Origin of the sequence: Vibrio sp. S457-15, assembly GCF_000960545.1 — a bacterium.
GTDB classification, from domain to species: Bacteria; Pseudomonadota; Gammaproteobacteria; order Enterobacterales; family Vibrionaceae; genus Vibrio; species Vibrio parahaemolyticus.
This window is the reverse complement of record NZ_JYOQ01000028.1, coordinates 200,514-221,411: the sequence shown is the minus strand read 5'-3', so window position 1 is coordinate 221,411 and position 20,898 is coordinate 200,514. Positions and strand designations below refer to the sequence as shown.

General features: G+C 45.7%; 19 protein-coding genes. 4 read left to right on the top strand and 15 right to left on the bottom strand.

Going from position 1 to position 20,898, the window contains the following annotated elements:
• Positions 1–95: 95 nt before the first annotated feature.
• From UF05_RS03855 to UF05_RS03815, 9 genes are all read right to left on the bottom strand, one after another.
• Complete coding sequence (locus UF05_RS03855; protein ID WP_005456086.1) at positions 96–1,316, bottom strand: phosphopentomutase; 1,221 nt, start codon at positions 1,314–1,316, stop codon at positions 96–98.
• A 68-nt stretch (positions 1,317–1,384) separates the two neighbouring features.
• Complete coding sequence (gene deoA / locus UF05_RS03850; protein WP_005494080.1) at positions 1,385–2,713, bottom strand: thymidine phosphorylase; 1,329 nt, start codon at positions 2,711–2,713, stop codon at positions 1,385–1,387.
• Positions 2,714–2,810: 97 nt separating this feature from the next.
• Positions 2,811–3,587, bottom strand: coding sequence for a deoxyribose-phosphate aldolase (gene deoC / locus UF05_RS03845; protein WP_005456105.1), 777 nt, complete (start codon positions 3,585–3,587; stop codon positions 2,811–2,813).
• A gap of 581 nt (positions 3,588–4,168) precedes the next feature.
• Positions 4,169–5,452: a NupC/NupG family nucleoside CNT transporter gene (locus tag UF05_RS03840; protein ID WP_005456066.1), complete on the bottom strand. Its 1,284-nt coding sequence runs from the start codon at positions 5,450–5,452 to the stop codon at positions 4,169–4,171.
• Between the two features lie 204 nt (positions 5,453–5,656).
• A complete protein-coding gene (locus UF05_RS03835) occupies positions 5,657–6,430 on the bottom strand; it encodes a TatD family hydrolase (RefSeq protein WP_029803204.1) in 774 nt (257 codons plus the stop codon).
• Positions 6,417–6,614, bottom strand: a complete 198-nt coding sequence (locus UF05_RS26260) for a DUF5363 family protein (protein ID WP_005456108.1) — start codon at positions 6,612–6,614, stop codon at positions 6,417–6,419. The genes UF05_RS03835 and UF05_RS26260 overlap by 14 nt, the downstream gene beginning before the upstream one ends.
• 84 nt (positions 6,615–6,698) lie before the next feature.
• The gene (gene prfC / locus UF05_RS03825) at positions 6,699–8,288 is read right to left on the bottom strand and encodes a peptide chain release factor 3 (RefSeq protein ID WP_005456063.1); all 1,590 of its coding nucleotides are present in this window, start codon (positions 8,286–8,288) and stop codon (positions 6,699–6,701) included.
• Between the two features lie 121 nt (positions 8,289–8,409).
• Positions 8,410–8,865 carry a ribosomal protein S18-alanine N-acetyltransferase gene (gene rimI / locus UF05_RS03820; protein ID WP_005494078.1) on the bottom strand — a complete coding sequence of 152 codons (456 nt, stop codon included), beginning with the start codon at positions 8,863–8,865 and terminating at the stop codon, positions 8,410–8,412.
• Positions 8,866–8,930: 65 nt separating this feature from the next.
• Entirely contained in the window at positions 8,931–9,329 is a 399-nt protein-coding gene (locus tag UF05_RS03815; protein WP_045545324.1) for a DNA polymerase III subunit psi, read from the bottom strand.
• 51 nt (positions 9,330–9,380) lie between these two features.
• On the opposite strand from UF05_RS03815, the gene UF05_RS03810 reads away from it, so the two are divergent.
• Positions 9,381–9,830, top strand: coding sequence for a hypothetical protein (locus UF05_RS03810; protein ID WP_005456073.1), 450 nt, complete (start codon positions 9,381–9,383; stop codon positions 9,828–9,830).
• A gap of 67 nt (positions 9,831–9,897) precedes the next feature.
• On the opposite strand, the gene UF05_RS03805 is transcribed toward UF05_RS03810, so the two are convergent.
• Complete coding sequence (locus tag UF05_RS03805) at positions 9,898–10,401, bottom strand: GNAT family N-acetyltransferase (RefSeq protein ID WP_025508524.1); 504 nt, start codon at positions 10,399–10,401, stop codon at positions 9,898–9,900.
• The gene (gene ubiT / locus UF05_RS03800; protein ID WP_005490392.1) at positions 10,385–10,912 is read right to left on the bottom strand and encodes a ubiquinone anaerobic biosynthesis accessory factor UbiT; all 528 of its coding nucleotides are present in this window, start codon (positions 10,910–10,912) and stop codon (positions 10,385–10,387) included. The genes UF05_RS03805 and ubiT overlap by 17 nt, the downstream gene beginning before the upstream one ends.
• Positions 10,913–11,278: 366 nt before the next feature.
• Here ubiT and UF05_RS03795 point away from each other — a divergent pair, with 366 nt between their 5' ends.
• The 3 genes from UF05_RS03795 to UF05_RS03785 all read left to right on the top strand — a co-directional run bounded on the left by UF05_RS03795 (position 11,279) and on the right by UF05_RS03785 (position 15,380).
• Positions 11,279–13,318: a sensor domain-containing protein gene (locus UF05_RS03795; RefSeq protein ID WP_015297221.1), complete on the top strand. Its 2,040-nt coding sequence runs from the start codon at positions 11,279–11,281 to the stop codon at positions 13,316–13,318.
• Positions 13,319–13,467: 149 nt separating this feature from the next.
• Positions 13,468–14,481 carry a ubiquinone anaerobic biosynthesis protein UbiU gene (gene ubiU, locus UF05_RS03790; protein ID WP_005456088.1) on the top strand — a complete coding sequence of 338 codons (1,014 nt, stop codon included), beginning with the start codon at positions 13,468–13,470 and terminating at the stop codon, positions 14,479–14,481.
• Positions 14,482–14,501: 20 nt separating this feature from the next.
• Positions 14,502–15,380, top strand: coding sequence for a U32 family peptidase (locus tag UF05_RS03785; RefSeq protein ID WP_029855165.1), 879 nt, complete (start codon positions 14,502–14,504; stop codon positions 15,378–15,380).
• Positions 15,381–15,433: 53 nt separating this feature from the next.
• On the opposite strand, the gene vmrA is transcribed toward UF05_RS03785, so the two are convergent.
• The 4 genes from vmrA to pnp all read right to left on the bottom strand — a co-directional run bounded on the left by vmrA (position 15,434) and on the right by pnp (position 20,584).
• Positions 15,434–16,780, bottom strand: a complete 1,347-nt coding sequence (vmrA, locus tag UF05_RS03780; RefSeq protein ID WP_045545325.1) for a sodium-coupled multidrug efflux MATE transporter VmrA — start codon at positions 16,778–16,780, stop codon at positions 15,434–15,436.
• Between the two features lie 57 nt (positions 16,781–16,837).
• On the bottom strand, positions 16,838–17,251 hold the full coding sequence (locus UF05_RS03775; protein ID WP_024702430.1) for a MarR family winged helix-turn-helix transcriptional regulator: 414 nt from the start codon (positions 17,249–17,251) through the stop codon (positions 16,838–16,840).
• Positions 17,252–17,347: 96 nt separating this feature from the next.
• A complete protein-coding gene (nlpI, locus tag UF05_RS03770; protein WP_025441385.1) occupies positions 17,348–18,268 on the bottom strand; it encodes a lipoprotein NlpI in 921 nt (306 codons plus the stop codon).
• Between the two features lie 180 nt (positions 18,269–18,448).
• Complete coding sequence (gene pnp, locus UF05_RS03765) at positions 18,449–20,584, bottom strand: polyribonucleotide nucleotidyltransferase (RefSeq protein ID WP_005456067.1); 2,136 nt, start codon at positions 20,582–20,584, stop codon at positions 18,449–18,451.
• Positions 20,585–20,898 lie beyond the last annotated feature (314 nt).

Sequence of the window (20,898 nt, the reverse complement as noted above, 5' to 3'; positions counted from 1 at the left end):
ATGTAAGCCAGAGTATTCTCATTTCCGACAAGCAGTACTTGCATACTGCAAACATAAAACTAGGAGCATTCAGCTCCTAGTTTTTAATATCCTAATTATAGGAAATTCTTACCGTAATCCATTGGAGAAGTACCGAAGTAGCTCGCCAATGTTTGGCCGATATCTGCGAACGTTTCGCGGCGGCCAAGAGAGCCAGCTGGCACTTTTTGACCGTAAACCAATACTGGAATGTGCTCACGAGTATGGTCAGTACCTGGCCATGTTGGGTCACAACCGTGGTCAGCCGTTAGGATTAGCACGTCATCTTCACCCATCAGTTCGAGCACTTCGTTGATGCGACCATCAAAGTACTCAAGCGCCGCAGCGTAACCCGCCACATCACGGCGGTGGCCGTAAGCTGAGTCGAAATCAACAAAGTTAGTGAATACGATGGTGTTATCACCTGCTTCTTTGATTTGCTCTAGCGTTGCTTCGAACAATGCAGGAATACCTGTCGCTTTCACTTTCTTGGTGATACCGCAGTTTGCGTAGATGTCTGCAATCTTACCGATAGAAACCACATTGCCTTGTTTCTCTTCGACTAACTTTTGCAGAACCGTTGCTGATGGTGGCTCTACAGATAGGTCACGACGGTTACCCGTACGCTCAAATTGACCTTTACCAGGACCGATGAATGGACGCGCGATTACACGGCCGATGTTGTAATCTTCTAGTTCTTCACGAGCAATTTGGCAAAGCTCTAGTAGACGATCTAGACCGAATGTCTCTTCGTGACATGCGATTTGGAATACAGAGTCCGCAGAAGTGTAGAAGATTGGTTGGCCAGTCTTCATGTGTTCTTCACCAAGGTCATCAAGAACTTGAGTACCAGATGCGTGGCAGTTACCTAGGAAGCCATCTAGACCTGCACGCTCAAGAATGCGGTCAGTCAGCTCTTTAGGGAAGCTGTTTGCTTTATCTGTGAAGTAGCCCCAGTCAAACAGAACTGGTACGCCAGCAATTTCCCAGTGACCAGACGGAGTGTCTTTACCAGAAGAAAGCTCAGCAGCGTGACCGTAAGCACCGATGATTTCTGCATCAGCGTCTAGGCCAGGAGCAAAGCGACCTGTTGATTCTTTGTGTGCCATCGCCAGACCAAGCTTAGATAGGTTTGGAAGGCGGAGTGCGCCTTGACGTTTGTCGTTATCTGCTAAGCCTTTTTCACACTGGTCAGCGATATGACCTAGAGTGTCTGAACCTACATCACCAAATTCTTTTGCATCAGCAGTTGCACCGATACCGAATGAGTCTAGTACTAAAATAAATGCTCTTTTCATTGCTCTTTCCTTAGGCCCACTCGGCGAATTATTATGGTTGAGTAGGCCTTATGTAATTACTTAATCTTTTAGATGTCTTCTGCACGAATTTGACGGTAAACCTCTGGAGTTGGTGTATATTCACCACCCACTTTGATTGCACTGCGTAGTGCTTTTGCCGCTTCTTCCCACTGCTCTTCACTGCGAGCGTGGATAACTGCTAGAGGTTTATCGCTATCAGCAACTTCACCCAATCGGATGAAGTTATCAAAACCTACCGCGTAGTCGATTTCATCAGTTGCAACACGGCGACCGCCACCCATAGAAACCACAGCCATGCCAATAGCACGCGTGTCCATTGCAGAGACAATACCTGTTTCTGTCGCGTAAACTGGCTTGATGATTTCTGCTTTTTCTAGGTAGTTGTCGTAGTTTTCTACGAAGTCAGCTGGACCGCCAAGACCCGCAACCATTTTGCCAAAGCAAGCTGCTGCTTTACCGTTGTCTAGCACTTCCATCAGTTTCGCGCGTGCGTCGTCTGTGTTCTCAGCCAGTTTGCCAAGCACGAGCATTTCAGCACATGATGCCATCGTCACTTCAAGTAGACGCGGGTTGCGGTATTCACCTGTTAGGAAACGAACCGCTTCACGAACTTCCACCGCGTTACCCGCAGAAGAAGCCAGTACTTGGTTCATGTCCGTAAGGATCGCCGTAGTCTTCGTGCCTGCACCATTTGCTACAGCAACGATAGATTTTGCTAGCTCTTCAGACGCTTCGTAAGTTGGCATAAATGCGCCAGAACCGACTTTTACGTCCATCACTAGAGATTCCAGACCCGCTGCCAATTTCTTAGACAGGATCGATGCCGTGATCAGTGAGATGTTGTCTACGGTAGCCGTGATATCACGAGTCGCGTACACGCGCTTATCTGCCGGAGCAAGATCGCCCGTTTGACCGATGATCGCCACACCCGCATCTTTGGTTACTTGACCAAAAACTTCGTTCGTTGGTGTGATGTTGTAGCCAGGAATCGCTTCAAGTTTATCTAGCGTGCCGCCTGTGTGGCCAAGGCCACGACCAGAGATCATAGGTACGAAACCGCCACATGCTGCCACCATAGGGCCAAGCATCAGAGAAGTTACGTCACCCACACCACCGGTTGAGTGTTTGTCGACAATTGGACCACCGAAGTTCATGTGGCTCCAGTCGATAACCATGCCTGAATCACGCATTGCACACGTTAGGGCGATGCGCTCATCCATGGTCATTTCATTAAAGAAAATCGTCATAGCAAACGCCGCAATCTGACCTTCAGATACCGTGTTGTTCGCTACGCCTTGAATAAAGAAGTTGATTTCGTCGGCTGTTAGGACTTCGCCGTCACGTTTTTTACGAATGATTTCTTGTGGTAAATACATTAGTGCCTCCCAAGCTCTTTTGAGCCATGGTTGTAGTAGGATAGAAGAGGTTTGGTAGCACCCTTTTAGGTGCTACCGTTCAGACGTATTATTGGAATTAGTACGCTGTTGGATCAGCGACGTCGTCCGATACTTCTAATGTATTTAGTAGGTTGGTTAGCAGGCTAGACGCACCAAAACGGTAGTGACGAGCATCAACCCAGTTGTCACCTAGGATTTCGTCAGCCATTGCTAGGTATGCAGCTGCGTCTTCAGCAGTGCGCACACCACCTGCTGGTTTGAAACCAACAGTTTCTGCAACACCCATGTCGCGAATAACTTCAAGCATCATGCGAGCGTATTCTGGTGTTGCGTTTACTGGCACTTTACCAGTTGAAGTTTTAATGAAGTCAGCACCTGCTTCGATACAGATTTGAGATGCTTTCTTGATGAGTGCTTCTTCTTTAAGCTCACCTGTTTCGATGATGACTTTAAGAAGGATATCACCACAAGCTTCTTTACATTGCTTAACTAGTTCGAAGCCTACTTTCTCATCACCCGCCATTAGCGCGCGGTATGGGAAAACTACGTCAACTTCGTCTGCACCGTAAGCAACAGCCGCTTTTGTTTCAGCAACAGCGATGTCGATATCGTCGTTACCGTGTGGGAAGTTCGTTACTGTTGCAATGCGAACTTCTGGCGTACCTTGCTCACGAAGTGTCTTCTTAGCAATAGGAATAAAGCGAGGGTAAATACAGATTGCAGCTGTGTTGCCTACTGCTGTTTTCGCGTCATGACATAGTGAGATCACTTTTGCATCAGTGTCATCATCATTCAGCGTAGTTAGGTCCATAAGTTTTAGTGCACGTAGCGCTGCTGCTTTTAAATCGCTCATTTCTATCTCCGATCAATATTCAAAAAATTCACTACTCAGCCTCACATCACTTCTCTAACTATAATCAACAAGTCGAGATAGTGTGAGAAATTGGCTAAACAGTCTATTTATGAACGGACTTGGTTCCCTGAAGACTCGGCATATACAGCGAAAAATTCATATGCCAATTGCTATCCTTGTCACCGCACAGTACCAGTTTGGCCTATGGCACAACAATCTATGATTGCGGTGTCTTTAATATCACATCACACAGCGAAACGCCTATTAGATCTGATATTGCAGGGCAATTCATTTGCCCATCGAGTATGTAATATTCACTCTATGATTAAGTGGTTATCGTAACCATGATCTCGTGATTACTACATTATAGATATTCACCGCAAAACTGTAGCACCAAATAGAGCGCAAACGGTTTGTATCTCAAAATTTCCAAGCCGCTATTCCATTCGCTGCGTAAACCAATGCCTTGGGTTTACTCAGCGTAAAAATTTTGGTCCTGAAAAACGAAAAATGCCCCGCAGCAATCTCTTGCTACAGGGCATGGTTTAAAACGGCGTCTATATATTAAGAACCGATTCTAATTAAAATGCTGCAAGGCTTAGGCAGAAGCCTGCAATTGTCGCTGCCATAAGGTTAGACAACGTACCTGCAAGAACTGCTTTGATACCCATGCGAGCGATATCTGAACGACGGTTTGGTGCAAGGCTACCTAGACCACCAAGTAGGATCGCGATAGAAGAAAGGTTCGCGAAGCCACATAGTGCGAATGAGATGATAGCTGTTGTCTTCTCAGACATTACTTCACCAGTTGCTGCTACTACTTGAGCGCTGTCACCTAGGTAAGGTGTGAAGTTCAAGTAAGCAACGAATTCGTTGATAACTAGTTTCTGACCGATGAATGAACCAGCAACAACTGCTTCGTTCCATGGAACACCGATTAGGAATGCTAGTGGAGAGAATGCGTAACCTAGGATTAGTTCTAGAGTTAGCTCAGGCATGCCGAACCAACCACCGATGCCACCTAGCATACCGTTAACTAGAGCAATCAGACCAACGAATGCGATTAGCATTGCACCTACGTTTAGCGCAAGTTGTAGACCAGAAGCCGCACCGCCCGCTGCTGCGTCGATTACGTTAGCTGGTTTGTCGTCGCCACCGTCCATTGCTTCTTCGATATCTTCGTGAGGCTGATCAGTCTCTGGGTGAAGAATCTTAGCGAACAGTAGACCACCTGGTGCCGCCATGAATGATGCTGCTACTAGGTACTCTAGAGGAACACCCATAGATGCGTAACCTGCTAGTACACCACCAGCTACAGAAGCTAGACCACCACACATTACCGCGAATAGCTCAGATTGAGTCATTTTTGGAACGAATGGACGAACTACTAGAGGTGCTTCAGTTTGACCTACGAAGATGTTAGCTGCTGCTGACATTGATTCCGCACGAGAAGTACCAAGCGCTTTTTGAAGTGCACCACCAAGAATCTTGATAACCCACTGCATTACGCCAACGTAGTAAAGAACTGAAATCAGTGCTGAGAAGAAGATCAGTGTAGGAAGAACACGGAAAGCGAAGATGAAACCGCCGCCGCCGAATACTTCGAACATCTTGTCAGAAACAAGACCACCGAATAGGAACGATGAACCATTGTTACCGTAGTTGATAACGTTAGAAACACCAGTAGAGAAACCGTTCAGTAGATCACGGCCCCAAGGTACATAAAGTACGAATGCACCTAATGCGAATTGGATAGCGAATGCGCCACCCACAGTTCTTAGATTGATAGCTTTACGGTTATTAGAAAATGCAAATGCAATAGCAAGAAGCACTACCATACCGACTAGGCTCATAAACAGGCTCATAGTTTATGACTTCCTTATAAGTTATTTATTGGCGTGTTACAAAATGGAGCTATAAAGCGGGGGCAATTATACTCACGCAGAATCAATTAAAGTAATGCCACCCTCACACTTTCTTATAAGATTCATCATTGATTCACCCACCTTTGTGAGTTATCTCACAATAAGAAGGGAAACGTTTTCTATTTCAGACTACATCTTTAGATTTTATTCACAGATAGAGAAAGCAAAATTGCTATTTTCCCACAGCTGAGTGGCAATCGATTGCTTTCGCACACTATGCAACTCTGCGAGCTCATTGAATACATGAATGAGTTTGGCAGGGTGATTCGGCTCCCCTTGATAACCAAGTATAGGCATATCTGGAGCATCTGTTTCTATAACTAGATTTTCGAGTGGTAATCTTTGAATCGCGTCGCGAGTTTTATGGGCTCTCGGATAGGTAATGGTTCCACCAACACCGATGAAAAAACCTAATCTGACCCACTCCATCCCCTGCTGATAACTACCAGCAAACGCGTGCAAAACGCCACCACGAGGTAACTTCGCCGCTTTGACCATTTGAATGAGTCGATTGTGTGCTTTCCGGCTGTGCAAAATGACAGGAAGATTGAAACGCCTTGCCAGCTCAAATTGAGTTTCAAGCGCCCTTTCTTGTAGCTCAGGATCTACGTTAACTGCAAAGTCTAGTCCGCACTCTCCAATTGCCACACACTGTGGCGATTTTTGGTTGAGATAGCGTTCTAGTTCTGAAAGGTGCTGCTCAACGTTATCTTCTAGAAAATACGGATGAAAACCGAGCGCGTAATACAAATTGGCGTGTTGCTCTGCCAACGTTTGAATACGAGCCCAATTTTGCGGGCCGACGGAAGGAATCAGAATTCTTGCGACGCCTTGCGTTTTAGCAAGCTCAAGTTGATGCGCAAAGTCATCTTGAAACACATCAAAATCAAAGTGGCAGTGCGTATCAAAGAACTTCATCTTGAGACTTTTTATCGACGCCAGCAGACGGAGAGTCAGAAAAAGACAGAGCTTCGCCCTTCTCTTCGTTTTGATGGGCAGGATCTTTTCGATATGGGACGCAGCTGCGTTTTTGATCGGGCGTTAATCCCATTTGTTTGCACCAATCGTCGTAACGCTTTAACCCACGTTTGAACCAGTTCATTTTTCTTCCTTATATAAAAACGCCCTTGACTAAGTCTATAGCCAAGGGCGTTTTAAAATCTAGTTGCTTTAACGCGGCGGTTGATTAGTGCTCGCGAGTCGCACGGAATTCAACGTCTGGGAAGCGTTCTTTTGCAAGGTTCAAGTTAACCATAGTTGGGGCAATGTACGTTAGGTTGTCACCACCATCCAATGCTAAGTTCGCTTGGTTCTTACGCTGGAACTCATCCAGTTTCTTCGCATCGCCACACTCAACCCAACGAGCTGTCGCTACGTTAACGCCTTCGTAGATTGCTTCAACGTTGTATTCTGACTTCAAGCGAGCCACAACCACGTCAAACTGAAGCACACCTACCGCACCAACGATCAGATCGTTGTTTTGCAGTGGACGGAATACCTGTACCGCACCTTCTTCAGAAAGCTGAACCAAGCCTTTTAGTAGCTGCTTCTGCTTCAATGGATCTTTCAAACGAATACGACGGAACAATTCAGGCGCAAAGTTTGGAATACCAGAGAACTTCAGTGACTCACCTTGCGTGAAAGTATCACCAATTTGGATAGTGCCGTGGTTATGCAGACCAATGATGTCACCCGCGTAAGCGTGTTCTGCTCGTGAACGGTCACCAGCCATGAAGGTTACCGCATCAGAGATACTTACTTGTTTGCCTAGACGAACGTGGTTCATCTTCATACCTTGAGTGTAAGTACCCGATACGATGCGCATGAATGCGATACGGTCACGGTGTTTAGGGTCCATGTTTGCTTGGATCTTGAATACGAAGCCAGAGAACTTGTCTTCTGTCGCTTCAACATCACGCTCAACCGCTTGACGCGTTTTCGGCGCTGGCGCCCATTCAGTCAGACCGTCTAGCATATGGTCAACACCAAAGTTACCCAGTGCAGTGCCGAAATAAACCGGTGTCAGTTCACCCGTTAGGAACAGTTCTTTATCAAACTCAGGACATGCACCCATTACAAGCTCAAGCTCTTCACGAACGCTTGCCGCTAGGCTTTCACCAACTTTTTCATCAAGCTCAGGGTTATCCAGACCTTTGATGATGCGAACTTCTTGAATTTCATGACCGTGGCCAGATTCATAAAGGATCGTTTCGTCACGGTGAATGTGGTAAACACCTTTAAATTCTTTACCACAGCCAATTGGCCAAGTGATCGGTGCACACATCATACCCAGTTCGTTTTCTACTTCGTCCAATACTTCCATTGGATCACGAACATCACGGTCAAGTTTGTTCATGAAAGTTACGATTGGCGTATCACGCAGACGTGTTACTTCCATTAGCTTACGAGTACGATCCTCGACACCTTTCGCCGCATCGATAACCATCAAACACGAGTCAACTGCCGTTAGAGTACGGTAAGTATCTTCTGAGAAGTCTTCGTGCCCTGGAGTATCAAGCAGGTTTACTAGGCAATCGTTGTACGGGAACTGCATCACAGAAGTGGTTACCGAGATACCACGTTCCTTTTCCATTTCCATCCAGTCAGATTTTGCGTGCTGTGCATTACCACGACCTTTTACAGTACCTGCTTTTTGGATCGCGTTTCCGAATAAAAGGACTTTTTCGGTAATGGTTGTTTTACCCGCATCCGGGTGAGAAATAATAGCGAACGTTCTACGTTTAGAAACTTCGCTTAGAAAAGGTGTATTTGACATGAAACTGGTCTTCTTTGATGTCTGAATGCCTGCTGAAAAGCAAACACGCTTTTTGTAGATTCAATTTTGCGCGGTATTCTCGCCTATTATTGCTTTAGGGGCAACTTCCCGAGTAGTACGTCTAGTTAAAGAAGAGATAACTCATGATGATCGCGTCTTCTTTTCCATTGCCTGTTTTGGCTGGATAATAATCATAACGACGATCCACTTCGTTAAAACCAGCTTGCTCATAAATATGAATCGCAGGATGGTTACTTTCTCTTACTTCTAGCCACGCGCTGTCTGCTTTGGCTTGCTCACAGTGATTCAGAAAGGCATCCAATAACTTTTGACCGTAGCCTTTTCCTTGTAGCGCAGGGGCAACCGCAATATTGAGTAACGTCACTTCACCCACAATATTTTGTGCATAAAAGTAGCCAACTACCGAGCCGTCTTCGACCATCACGTGATGGCACGCACCGCGACTCGACAAATCGCGCACTAACGACTCTGCCCATGGGTGAGAATGCGCTTGCTGTTCAATTTGCCAAACTTGCTCCACATGCTCACTGCACATTGGGAGAATTTCAATCGTCATGATTTAACCTATTAGGTCGAAATACCGCGCCACAATAGAGCTTGGTATTCGATCTTTTACAAACGTTACGAGTAAGAACAAATTTGCTGCCAAAGTGCGCGTTTTTGTTCATTGTTGCCATCAATGTCTTGCAATAACGGCGAGGTTAGCTGCTTAGCATTTTCCATGCTGTTACTTTCACAGCCTGCAAACCATACCCACTCCAACTGATGTTCACCAAGCATTGCAAGGCGCTCAGGCTCGATATGCATGGCTTGTTCAAGCGTTAACTTCATACTTTTAAGTATCTTCTCGAACAGTATCGCTGTCTCATTCGTAGGACAGATGGATGAGACCAGCAGAAGTTTGCAAGAACTTGGCAAATCTATAGTTGGCGGTTGATAGCCTGCCAACCTTTCTGGGTGAATCAACTCCCACGAGGTGATTCCCATTTCGTGTAAATACTGTTTCTCGTTAATTGACATTTTTCGTCACCTGTTTGAACGAGGCAATCCTATCAAAAAGTCAGAGGTGTTATGAAGCTTTTCCAATCACTCTTTACTGTGATGATGGTAGCGACCATCAGTTTTTCCACATTTGCGAGCAGCAATAATGATGACTGGGAGCTGATCGCAACCAAGACCGTCAACTTCCAAACGGAGACAGACACCGTTACGCCAAATAGTCTGCTCAAAAACCGTAACTTCAGTAAAATCAAAATAAAGTGCATTCAAGGCACCGTCGATTTAAAAGACATCAAAGTCACCATGACCGACGGCAGCGAGAAAAAACTCACATCAATGGGCACGCTCACCAACGGAATGTCAACGCGAGCTTGGACACTACCAGGAGCGGAGGACGCGAAACTTAAGCACCTTGAAATGAAATACAGCAGTTGGGGAAACATGAAGCTCGACGTGTTGGGTGTCAGCAAAAAAGCAAAAGTCGAAATCTGGGGCAAAAAAAGAACCAAAAACGCTCAATAAACGTCATGCTTGTCGATTGACTGATGAAAAGCAAACAGCCCGCTATTTCAGCGGGCTGTTTCAGCATTTAAAGCTCTGAGAACTCAGGCGCGTAATCAATGCGTCCAGAACGTCCTGCACATTGGCCCTCGACGAGTTCAGCTACTCGAAACGCACCTTCAGGCACTTCCCAAGCGCATTCAAAGCCCATCTCTTCACCAGCTTCGAAACCTTGTCGTGCATAGTAGTTAGGTTCACCCAACACGACACAGACTGGATAACCGAAATCACGCAGAGATTCGAAACCTTCTTTAATGAGTTCAGCTCCAATGCCTTGACGGCGATAGTCCTCATGAACAGCCAATGGTGCAAGCCCTTGCCACGACAAATCTTCACCATTTAATGTAACTGGGCTAAATAAAGCATGGCCAATTACCTCACCTTCATCCGTACACGCCACCAGCGACAAGGTCAGCTTGCCGTTTTCACGTAAACGCATCACCAAGTTGGCTTCTGCATCGGTTGGAAACGCATGTTTCAATAGGCGGTCAATGGTCAGAATGTCCGCAGGGGCTTCAGTTCGAATAAGCATTCGCTACTCCGGGTTGTTGTGCAGGCTCTTGAACCCCTTTTTGGACAAAGTCAGCCAGTTGGTTCAACGCTACTTGCATTGCTTTTGGTAACTGCTCTAAGTCGACACTGTCCATCAAGTTTTTCACTTCTAAGCCAAGCTCAGTGTCACCTTCAATTGAAAGGCGACGTTGGAAGAACAGTGTATCAGGGTCTTCTTTACGACCAGCAATCAGTACTAGGTCGTTTAGATTACCACTAAAACTCACATCTTCCTGAACTGGTTTTTCAGCGACGACTAATTTTTCATCTTGATAGCTGATGTACCATGCTAAGTTCAAGTCTTTAATCGCAACTTTTAACCACTTGTCTTCAAGGAATTCAAAGTCGCCATCTTCTAACGCTTCTTTGAATACCATTTTCAGCCCTTCAAGCAAGGCTTTTTGTTGAACTGTTTGTGGTAATAACTGGACTGGAGAACGCAAAATGTTGGCTGCGTTCTTTACTAGTTGACTGCGAATCTTGTTTAACACGTTCATTATCCGTTACTTTGTCATTAGGTCGCTCATATTACGCAATCGCACCACCGCGATACCTGTTATGTATCAATAAACTGTTTGTTTTCAGTTGGTGGTTTATTGTCCACTAACGTGTCGTTTTTTGACCTTACGTGTATTATTGATGCGAACAGCTTGATAAACGCTTTAATAACCGTATTTTCAAAGTTATAGTTATCCGAGCGTATCCTCGTGATATCAAGTCACAGAATAAAGCCGAGTCAACCACTTAAAAATGACTCACTATGCAGGCTTGAGAAGCACGGCGGCATGTTCGCCAGGGTAGCGCTTTTGATTACACGGACGAATTAATCTGGCTCATTGGAGATCGGTAATACCCTAATGCCTTCCCAGCAATTACAACATTGGTTTGCCACGCTAACCTCAAATAGCCCTTTCTTTTTTGCCATTCTTGATAAAAAACACAATTATCGAATGGTGAGTGACCGCTATTGCGATATTGCAGGCTTAAATCATGAAGAAATCATCGGGTTAAACGATTGCCAGGTGCTAGGTGAGCAGTTTTATAAGAAGCTGGCACCTTACTACCAACGCGCATTCAAAGGCGTGCATGTCGAAGCTGAAATTACCTTAGATGAAACCGATTTAGAGACCAGCCTTCACTTTAGTTTGTCACCAGTGTATGAAGGTAACGAGGTACGTTTCGTAGTGTTTCACGCCGTCGACACCTCCGAAAAGCAAATTCTTGTCCGCTCTCTGGAAGAAGCCGAAAACAAATTTGCCAAGCTGACCCAACTATTGCCCGATGGCCTGCTGCTGATTGAAGATGACATCATCATCTCAGCAAACCCTGCCTCGGCTCGTCTGCTTGGGCTTAACTCCCCTCACGAGCTGCTCGGTGAAGAGCTCTCTCGCTTGTTCATCGACGAAAACACCAAAAAAGTTTTCAGTCACCGACTCAGCACGCTTATTTCGGACAAACCGTTTGTTTGCCTGACTAGCGCGCGTTGCGGATTTGAGCGCAAAGTCCAATTGCATGCGGACTCGACGGCAATTCTAGGCAGTGAATCTCAAATTATTCTTATCCAAGATGCGGATGACACACCAAAACACCTGTCGTCAGCCTCCAGTGAAGATTCTCATATCGACTCTTTAACCAAACTGTATAACCGATTTGGTTTCACCAAGCGCCTAGAGCAACTGATCAAAAGCCAAACACCGCTATTGGTGTTTTACCTCGATATCGATAACTTTAAGAACATTAATGACTCGCTGGGTCATCACATTGGTGACAAAGTCATCCAAGAAGTTTCTGCGCGTTTAAAACGACTGCTGCCAAACCAAGCGATCATCGGCCATCTTGGCGGTGATGAGTTCGGCATCATCCTTCCTGAGCCAGAAAACTCGCGCATGGCAGAAGTGTTATCAGATCGCATTATTTCTTTGATAAACCAACCTTTTGATCTGCACCATTTCAGTAAACGTCTTGCCTGCTCAATTGGTAGCGTCCGCTATCCGGAAGATGGGCAGGATGCTCGTATCTTGCTACAAAACGCCGATACCGCGATGTACGAAGCCAAAGATCGCGGACGAAACCGTCTGATCAAATTCAATGACCAAATGAACAAAGAAGCGCGTATGCGTTTGTGGCTCGAAATCGAACTGCAAAAAGCCCTGCAGCAAAATGGTCTTGAAGTTTGGTATCAACCCAAAGTGAACGCCCGCGATTTCAGTATCAATGGCGCAGAGGCTTTAGTACGTTGGAAACATCCGGTTGAGGGCTACATTAGCCCAGGATCATTTATTCCTGTGGCGGAACGAGCAGGTTTGATTGAGCATCTGGGTCGCGTGGTGATGCGTGATGTATTCAACACCGTAAAACGCTGGAAACAACAAGGCATTTTGCCGGGTCGCGTCGCGATCAACTTGTCTCCAGAACAGTTTGGCAACCCTCAGTTGATCGACTTTATGGAGAAGCTGCTGCGCACAACCGAACTTGATCCAAGTTGCATCACGTTTGAGCTAACGGAAAGCGCGGTGATGAGTGACAGCGAACATACGCTGCAAATGCTGAATGCGATTAAAAAGCTGGGCTTTGCTTTATCGATCGACGACTTTGGAACTGGGTATTCGTCACTGTCGTATTTAGCTCGTTTCCCGATTGATGAACTAAAAATCGACCGAGCATTCATTAATGACATTGACGCCCTGCCAAAACAGGTGACCGTCATCGAGAACATCATCAACTTGGGCAAATCTTTGGAACTAACGGTCGTTGCAGAAGGCGTAGAAACGCATCAGCAAGCTACTTTGCTTTCCAACCTTCAATGTAACTCGATTCAAGGTTTTCATTTCTACCGACCTCAGCCAAAACATGAAATCGAAGAGTTGTTTGTGCAAAACCGCCGCCACAAAAACTGATCCCCCTACTTCGTCAAATCAAACCTTTACCCCTACTCTCAAGGGGTAAATATTGAGTTTATTGAGCTAAACCTAACTTAGGTCAAATTAGCTATTCATAATTCTTCATAAAATGCGGGCACCTTTTCCTTCTCTATGATTGTGAGCATATGGAACTCTTGTGTCCTGCGGGTAACCTGCCTGCGCTAAAAACCGCGATTGATTGCGGTGCAGATGCCGTGTACATCGGCTTCAAAGACGATACCAACGCGCGTCACTTTGCTGGTCTTAACTTTAACGGTAAAAAACTAGAAAAGGCCGTGCAATATGTGCATGACCACAACAAAAAGATCCACGTTGCACTCAATACCTTTGCTCATCCAAACGGTTTTGAACGCTGGACGAACGCCGTCGATAACGCAGCGGCATTGGGCGTAGATGCACTGATTGTCGCTGACATTGCTGTTCTTGAGTACGCTGCTCGCAAATACCCTGAGCTTGAGCTGCACCTTTCCGTGCAAGCTTCTGCTACCAACGTAGCTGCGATTGATTTCTACAAGCAAAACTTCAACGTTAAACGTGTGGTATTGCCTCGCGTGTTGTCCATTCATCAGGTGAAACAACTGTCGCGTAACATCACCAGTGATGTCGAGCTGGAAGTATTTGCGTTTGGCAGTCTGTGCATCATGTCTGAAGGTCGTTGTTACTTGTCGTCTTACATGACGGGTGAATCACCAAATACGGTCGGAGCCTGCTCTCCAGCGAAATACGTGCGCTGGCAAGAAACTGAACAAGGCTTGGAGTCTCGATTAAACAACATTTTGATCGACCGTTACTGCGCGGGTGAAAACGCAGGCTATCCAACGCTTTGTAAAGGCCGCTTTGAAGCTGAAATTGAAGGCGAGAAAAAACGTTACCACGCGCTGGAAGAACCAACCAGTTTAAATACTCTCTCTATGCTTCCTGAACTGTTTGCAGCAAACGTAGCGTCGGTAAAAATTGAAGGCCGTCAACGCAGCCCTGCCTATGTAGAGCAAGTTACTCGCACTTGGCGCGCAGCAATTGATCGTTACCAAGCAAACCCAGAAGCTTACCAAGTCGAAGCAGCTTGGGATGCCGCACTGGCTAACGTTTCTGAAGGTACGCAAACCACGCTGGGTGCATACCACCGTAAATGGCAGTAGAGGTTAAGATGGAAAATTCAATGAAATACGCACTTGGCCCACTGCTGTACTTTTGGCCAAAACAAGATATCGAAGCATTTTACTTACAAGCAAAAGAAAGCTCGGCAGACATTATCTACTTGGGTGAAACCGTTTGTTCAAAACGTCGCGAGATGAAACCTGCTCATTGGTTCGATATTGCCAAAGACCTATCGGCATCCGGTAAGCAAGTGGTGCTTTCCACCATGGCATTGTTGGAAGCACCAAGCGAAGTCAATATCATGAAGAAGTATATCGATAATGGTGACTTTGCGATTGAAGCAAATGACGTGTCCGCAGTTCAACTGGCGTCTGAACACAAAGTCCCATTTGTCGTTGGCCCAGCAATTAACACTTACAACGCATACACCCTGAACCTGTTTTTAAAACAAGGGATGACTCGTTGGTGTATGCCGGTTGAGCTATCTCGTGAATGGCTAAGCGATACTCTGACACAATGTGAAGACTTAGGGATTCGTAACAAATTCGAAGTCGAAGTCTTTAGCCACGGCTATTTGCCATTAGCCTACTCGGCTCGCTGCTTCACGGCGCGTGCAGAAAATAAAGCGAAGGATGATTGCGAAACTTGCTGCATCAAATACCCAACCGGTATCCAAGTAAGCAGCCAAGAGGGGCAAGAAGTCTTCAACTTGAATGGCATCCAAACGCAATCGGGCTACTGTTACAACCTGATCAACGATCTGCCAAGCATGCAAGGACTCGTTGATGTCGTTCGCTTGAGTCCATTAGGCGTAAGTACCTTCTCAGAATTGGATCGCTTCCGTTCTAACGAGCAAGGCTCAAACCCAGACAAACTATCAAGCCGCCAATGCAACGGTTACTGGCATCAATTGGCTGGCTTAGAAGTGAAGAACATTTAACTCTTCCGACAAAGTAAAAAGCGAGGCACTAGCCTCGCTTTTCTGCTACCAACTTAAGACGCTTGGATGCTCGGTTCTACTGGCCTATCCACCATCAACTTTTTGATATCACGCCAAAGCATACTCATCACAACCAGACTTAACGCAATGTTGGATAGCGGGAATGCAATCCAAATGCCTGTCACACCCAACAGTTTTGGCATGATGAACAAGAACGGCAGTTGAATAAGCATATTACCTACCGTCACAAACATCGCCTTACTGCCTTTGTTGACCGATTGATAGTAAGCCCCTGCTACCACTAAGAAACCATCCAGAAACAGTGCGAACATGTGGAGACGAATTCCCACCACAGCACTTTCGATAAGCTGCTGATCCGCTTCATTAAAGACGGATACGAGCTGGTACGGGAAAAGGTTCATCAATACCACGAACACAACACCACCTAAAACCGATGTCCCCATGGCAATTTGTAGCAACTTACGAATGTTATCTTGATTTCGTGCGCCATGGTTGTAGCTCACCAAAGGCTGCATACCATTGGCAATGCCTTCCGCCACGAGATAATAGACCGTCACGATATAGCCTAAAATGGCGTAAGCGCCGATCAAAAGCGGGCTGCCGTATTGTGCGAATAATGCGTTGTGCAGAGCTACCATCGTAGATCCATAAGCGTACATAAAAAAGCTGGATGTCCCGATAAGCACAATTTTAGGAATAGCATCCAATTGCACTTTCAACTCTCTAAATGTTAGACGTAACTTCGCTTTAGAAGAGAAGAAGTAGCCCACACCTAGCACGGTGACAACCATCTGTGCCAATGCGGTCGCAATAGCCGCTCCTGTTAGCTCCCAGTTCATCCAAGCAATGAAAACATAGTCCAACACAATATTGATGATTGCACCTATCACCATCAAAATTGTAGCTAAGTTAGGGCTGTTGTCGTTACGTAGCAAGAATGGAACCGCAATAGAGCCAAGTGAAAAAATACACGCGACGATTAGTATCTGGAGATATTGCAAGCCCAACTCGTACACTCGCCCCTGAGCGCCTTGCCAACGAATAAAGTCATCAGCAAAGAAAAATAGAATCGTTGCGGCAATAGGCATCAGGGCCAACAAAAATAGCAAGCCTGTGGTTAAGACCCGTTTCGCACCTTGTTGATCTTGCTCTCCTTGCTTGATGGAAGTCAGGGCTCCCGTTCCCACACCAACCATCATCCCTATTCCCAGAATGCTACCAATCACTGGCCAAGCGACATTGATGCCCGCCAATCCGTCAGCGCCGACGTAACGGCCAATAAAAATACCGTCGACGACTTGGTACAGCCCATTGACCAACATGGCTGCGACAGTTGGAATGGTATATTTCCAAAACTGTTTATAAATGGAGTTTTGCATGATTCTCACCAATAGTTAGCAAAGCTAACTAAATAGTTAAATAAATGAATTTTTGAATTAATTTCCAAGCGCTTTATTGAGTAGCGACTGCAATTGTTTGGCTTCTTGTTCGTTTAGCTTTAGCATCATTTGATCCGAAATATCCTTATAAACAATTTGTTCTAAAGACATTTTTTCAGCGACCTCTTCCGTCAATAAGACACGCTTTGCGCGAGCATCTTCATTGCAAGCAATACGCTTCACTAACCCTTTCTTTTCTAAACGCACCACCATATTGGAGGCAGAAGGTTTGGTTACCTGTAACTCGTCAGCAAGATCAGTAATACGAACGCCTTCAGGAAACACCTGAATTACGCGTAAGTAATCAAATTCGTTAAAGCTAAGATGAGACAATGGATCTTCTTTAGCGTAAACACGCCAAGCTTTGGCGCAAAAACGCTCCAAATCGATCAAACTCTCTTCTAAAGCCATAAAGATTCACCAATTAGTTAGCAAGGCTAACTATTCTAAAGCGAGTTATCTCAATCATCAAGCGTAAAAAAGCCGCTTATGGAAGCGGCTTTATCATTATTGCTGTTCTTGTTGCTCGGCGGCTTTTAGCTTGGCCAACCTATCTTGCTGAAGTTGGTCATAAATTTGTGCTAACTCCAAGAAAGAGTAACGATGCTCAACATACTCGTACACATTCAACGAAATGGCGAGCTTATACAACGAAATCGCGCTGGCGATGTCACCTTCCAATTGATGACGTTTACCGAGATAAAAATAGGTTTCCGTCAATCGCTGAGCAAGGCGATAGTTTTCTCGCGTCCCATCCATAATCGCAGCAAGAGCCGCTTCATCAGAAACATCGCGCAGCATAAGAGCGACTAACACCCAACCCCATTCTTCACTGCGATCTTGTTGGTAACGCTGCTGAAGGTTTGCTTTTGCTTGCTCAGGGTTTTGATCCGCTTCAATGATGTATAACCACAATGCGCGAAATGGATCGCTTGGCATCTCTTGATAATGCTTGGTCATATCTTCTAAGGACAAATCAATACGACCGCCGTAGTATAGCGCTATCGCCCGATTGCGCTCTGCGTAAGAGTTATCTGGTGCAAGTTCGAGTGTTGAATCAAATGCTTCGTATGCCGCATCAAACTCTCCAACCTGAGTAAAGTAAACGCCGAGAAGATTAAATATATCTGGCTGAGCTGGGTTCAACTGCAATGATTGGTTGAAATCCAAACGAGCAAGGTCACGCAAGCCAACACTGTCGTAGTAATTACCACGTTCATAGTGCATTTTGGCACGCACTTCATCGCTGAGATCAGGGCGCTGCAGTAGTTGTGATAAACGCGCAATTTGAACTTCTTGTTGAACGCTCGGTTGTAAAGGCACAGCCATTGGTGGGTAAAGCCACTTCAGAGCTGAATGCTGAGAAGTATTTGCACAACCGGTCAGCGCGATAGCAACACATAAACTTGCGGTTTGAAACCATTTCACTAATTGATACTCCTGTTTGGACCGCCTTGGGTCTGTTTCCTTAATGCACTATAGGATAAATAACCTCATTTGAGGTCAAACTCCTCGAAACAGGCCAAAAAAAAGGGAGCGAAAATGCTCCCCTTTATAGCATGCTTTCAGGCTCTTAAGCTAATAAAAGACCGAAAGGCGAGTTTCAGATTACTCTTCTTTCGCTGCTGGTGCTTCTGCCGCTGCTTCTTCAGCAGGCTTCTCTACCGCTTCTTTCATGCTTAGACGTACACGGCCTTGACGGTCGATTTCAAGAACTTTAACTTGAACTTCTTGACCTTCAGTTAGGTAGTCAGACACTTTCTCAACGCGTTTTTCAGCGATTTGAGAAATGTGTACTAGACCATCTTTACCTGGTAGAACCGTTACAAACGCACCAAAGTCAGCTAGACGAGCCACTTTACCAGTGTAGATACGGCCTACTTCAACTTCAGCAGTGATCTCTTCGATACGGCGGATAGCTTCTTTCGCTGCTGCACCTTCAGTTGCTGCAATCTTGATTGTACCGTCGTCTTCGATTTCGATAGTTGTACCAGTCTCTTCAGTTAGAGCACGGATAACTGCACCACCTTTACCGATAACATCTTTGATCTTCTCTGCGCTGATCTTCATTGTGTGGATACGCGGAGCGAACTCAGAGATATCGTCACGAGCACCAGCAAGCGCTTCATCCATTACAGATAGGATGTGCTTACGTGCGCCTTGTGCTTGGTTAAGCGCAATTTGCATGATCTCTTTAGTGATACCTTCGATCTTGATGTCCATTTGAAGTGCAGTAACACCAGTGCTAGTACCTGCTACTTTAAAGTCCATGTCACCTAGGTGGTCTTCGTCGCCAAGGATGTCAGAAAGAACAACAAAGTCATCGCCTTCTTTCACAAGACCCATCGCGATACCCGCAACAGATGCTTTGATTGGCACACCAGCATCCATAAGTGCTAGAGATGTACCACATACAGACGCCATTGAAGATGAACCGTTAGATTCCGTGATTTCTGATACAACGCGAACTGTGTATGGGAACTCGTCAACAGATGGCATTACAGCTGCAATACCACGCTTAGCCAGTTTACCGTGGCCGATTTCACGACGCTTAGGAGAACCTACGAAACCAGTCTCACCCACACAGTATGGAGGGAAGTTGTAGTGTAGTAGGAAGTGATCTTTACGCTCACCAGTTAGCTCATCGATGATTTGTGCATCACGTTGAGTACCTAGAGTAGCTGTCACTAGAGCCTGAGTTTCACCACGAGTGAATAGCGCAGAGCCGTGTGTACGTGGAAGAACACCAGTGCGTACGTCTAGCGCACGAACCATGTCTTTCTCACGACCATCGATACGAGGGTTACCCGCGATGATGCTACGACGTACAACAGTCTTCTCTAGATCGTGGAAGATTGTGTGGATTTCTTTAGTATCCGCTTCAGGATCTTGAGCAAGCAGTGCTTCGTTTACTTCTGCTGCAATCTCATGGATGCGGTCGTAACGAGCCATTTTCTCAGTGATTTGGTAAGCCTCAACAAGCTTAGCTTCAGCAAGTTCAGCAATCTTAGTCTTAAGTGCTGTATTTTCTTCTGGAGCAACCCAATCCCAAGCTGGAGTAGCAACTTCAGCTTTGAACTCGTTGATAGCATTGATTACAACTTGTTGTTGATCGTGACCGAACACAACTGCTGCTAGCATTTCTTCTTCAGTTAGGTTGTCAGCTTCTGACTCAACCATTAGTACCGCAGACTCTGTACCTGCAACCACTAGATCTAGACGCGATGCGTTTAGCTCAGTTTGGCTAGGGTTAAGAACTAGCTGACCATCGATGTGACCAACACGTGCTGCACCGATAGGACCATTGAATGGAATACCAGAGATAGCAAGAGCCGCAGATGTACCAATCATTGTTGGGATATCTGGTTGAACGTCTGGGTTTACAGATACAACCGTTGCAATAACTTGCACTTCATTTTTGAACGCGTCCGGGAATAGTGGACGGATTGGACGGTCGATTAGACGAGCTGTTAGCGTTTCGCCCTCAGATGGACGACCTTCACGTTTGAAGAAGCCACCTGGGATTTTACCTGCAGCGTAAGTACGCTCTTGGTAGTTTACAGTTAGTGGGAAGAAATCTTGACCCGCTACTGCTTCTTTTTTACCAACAACTGAAACGAATACTGCTGTATCGTCCATTGTAACCATAACTGCTGCTGTAGCTTGACGTGCGATAACGCCAGTTTCTAGAGTAACCGTGTGGTTACCGTACTGGAACGTTTTAACAACTGGTTTTTCGAACATTGTTATTCCTTGTTTCTAAGCGCACCGATAAATAGCCGCTTAGGTGTGTTAATAAACACTCAAGGCATTACGAATCGCGACTAGTGAAAAGAAACTTACGTAAATTTCTTTTTAATAGCCGCGACCTTTTGGTCGACGAGGTTGACTGTAATGCTATGAGTTTAATAAAAATCTAATATACCTGACTAAACAGCGACTAATCACTCATCTAGAACGGTATCAAAAGATTAAGCCGCCAGTATTATAACCGCTTAAGGATGATTTGGCTAAGCTATGCAGTCAAAAATAAATAAGGGGCAACAAAAAAGGGGCAT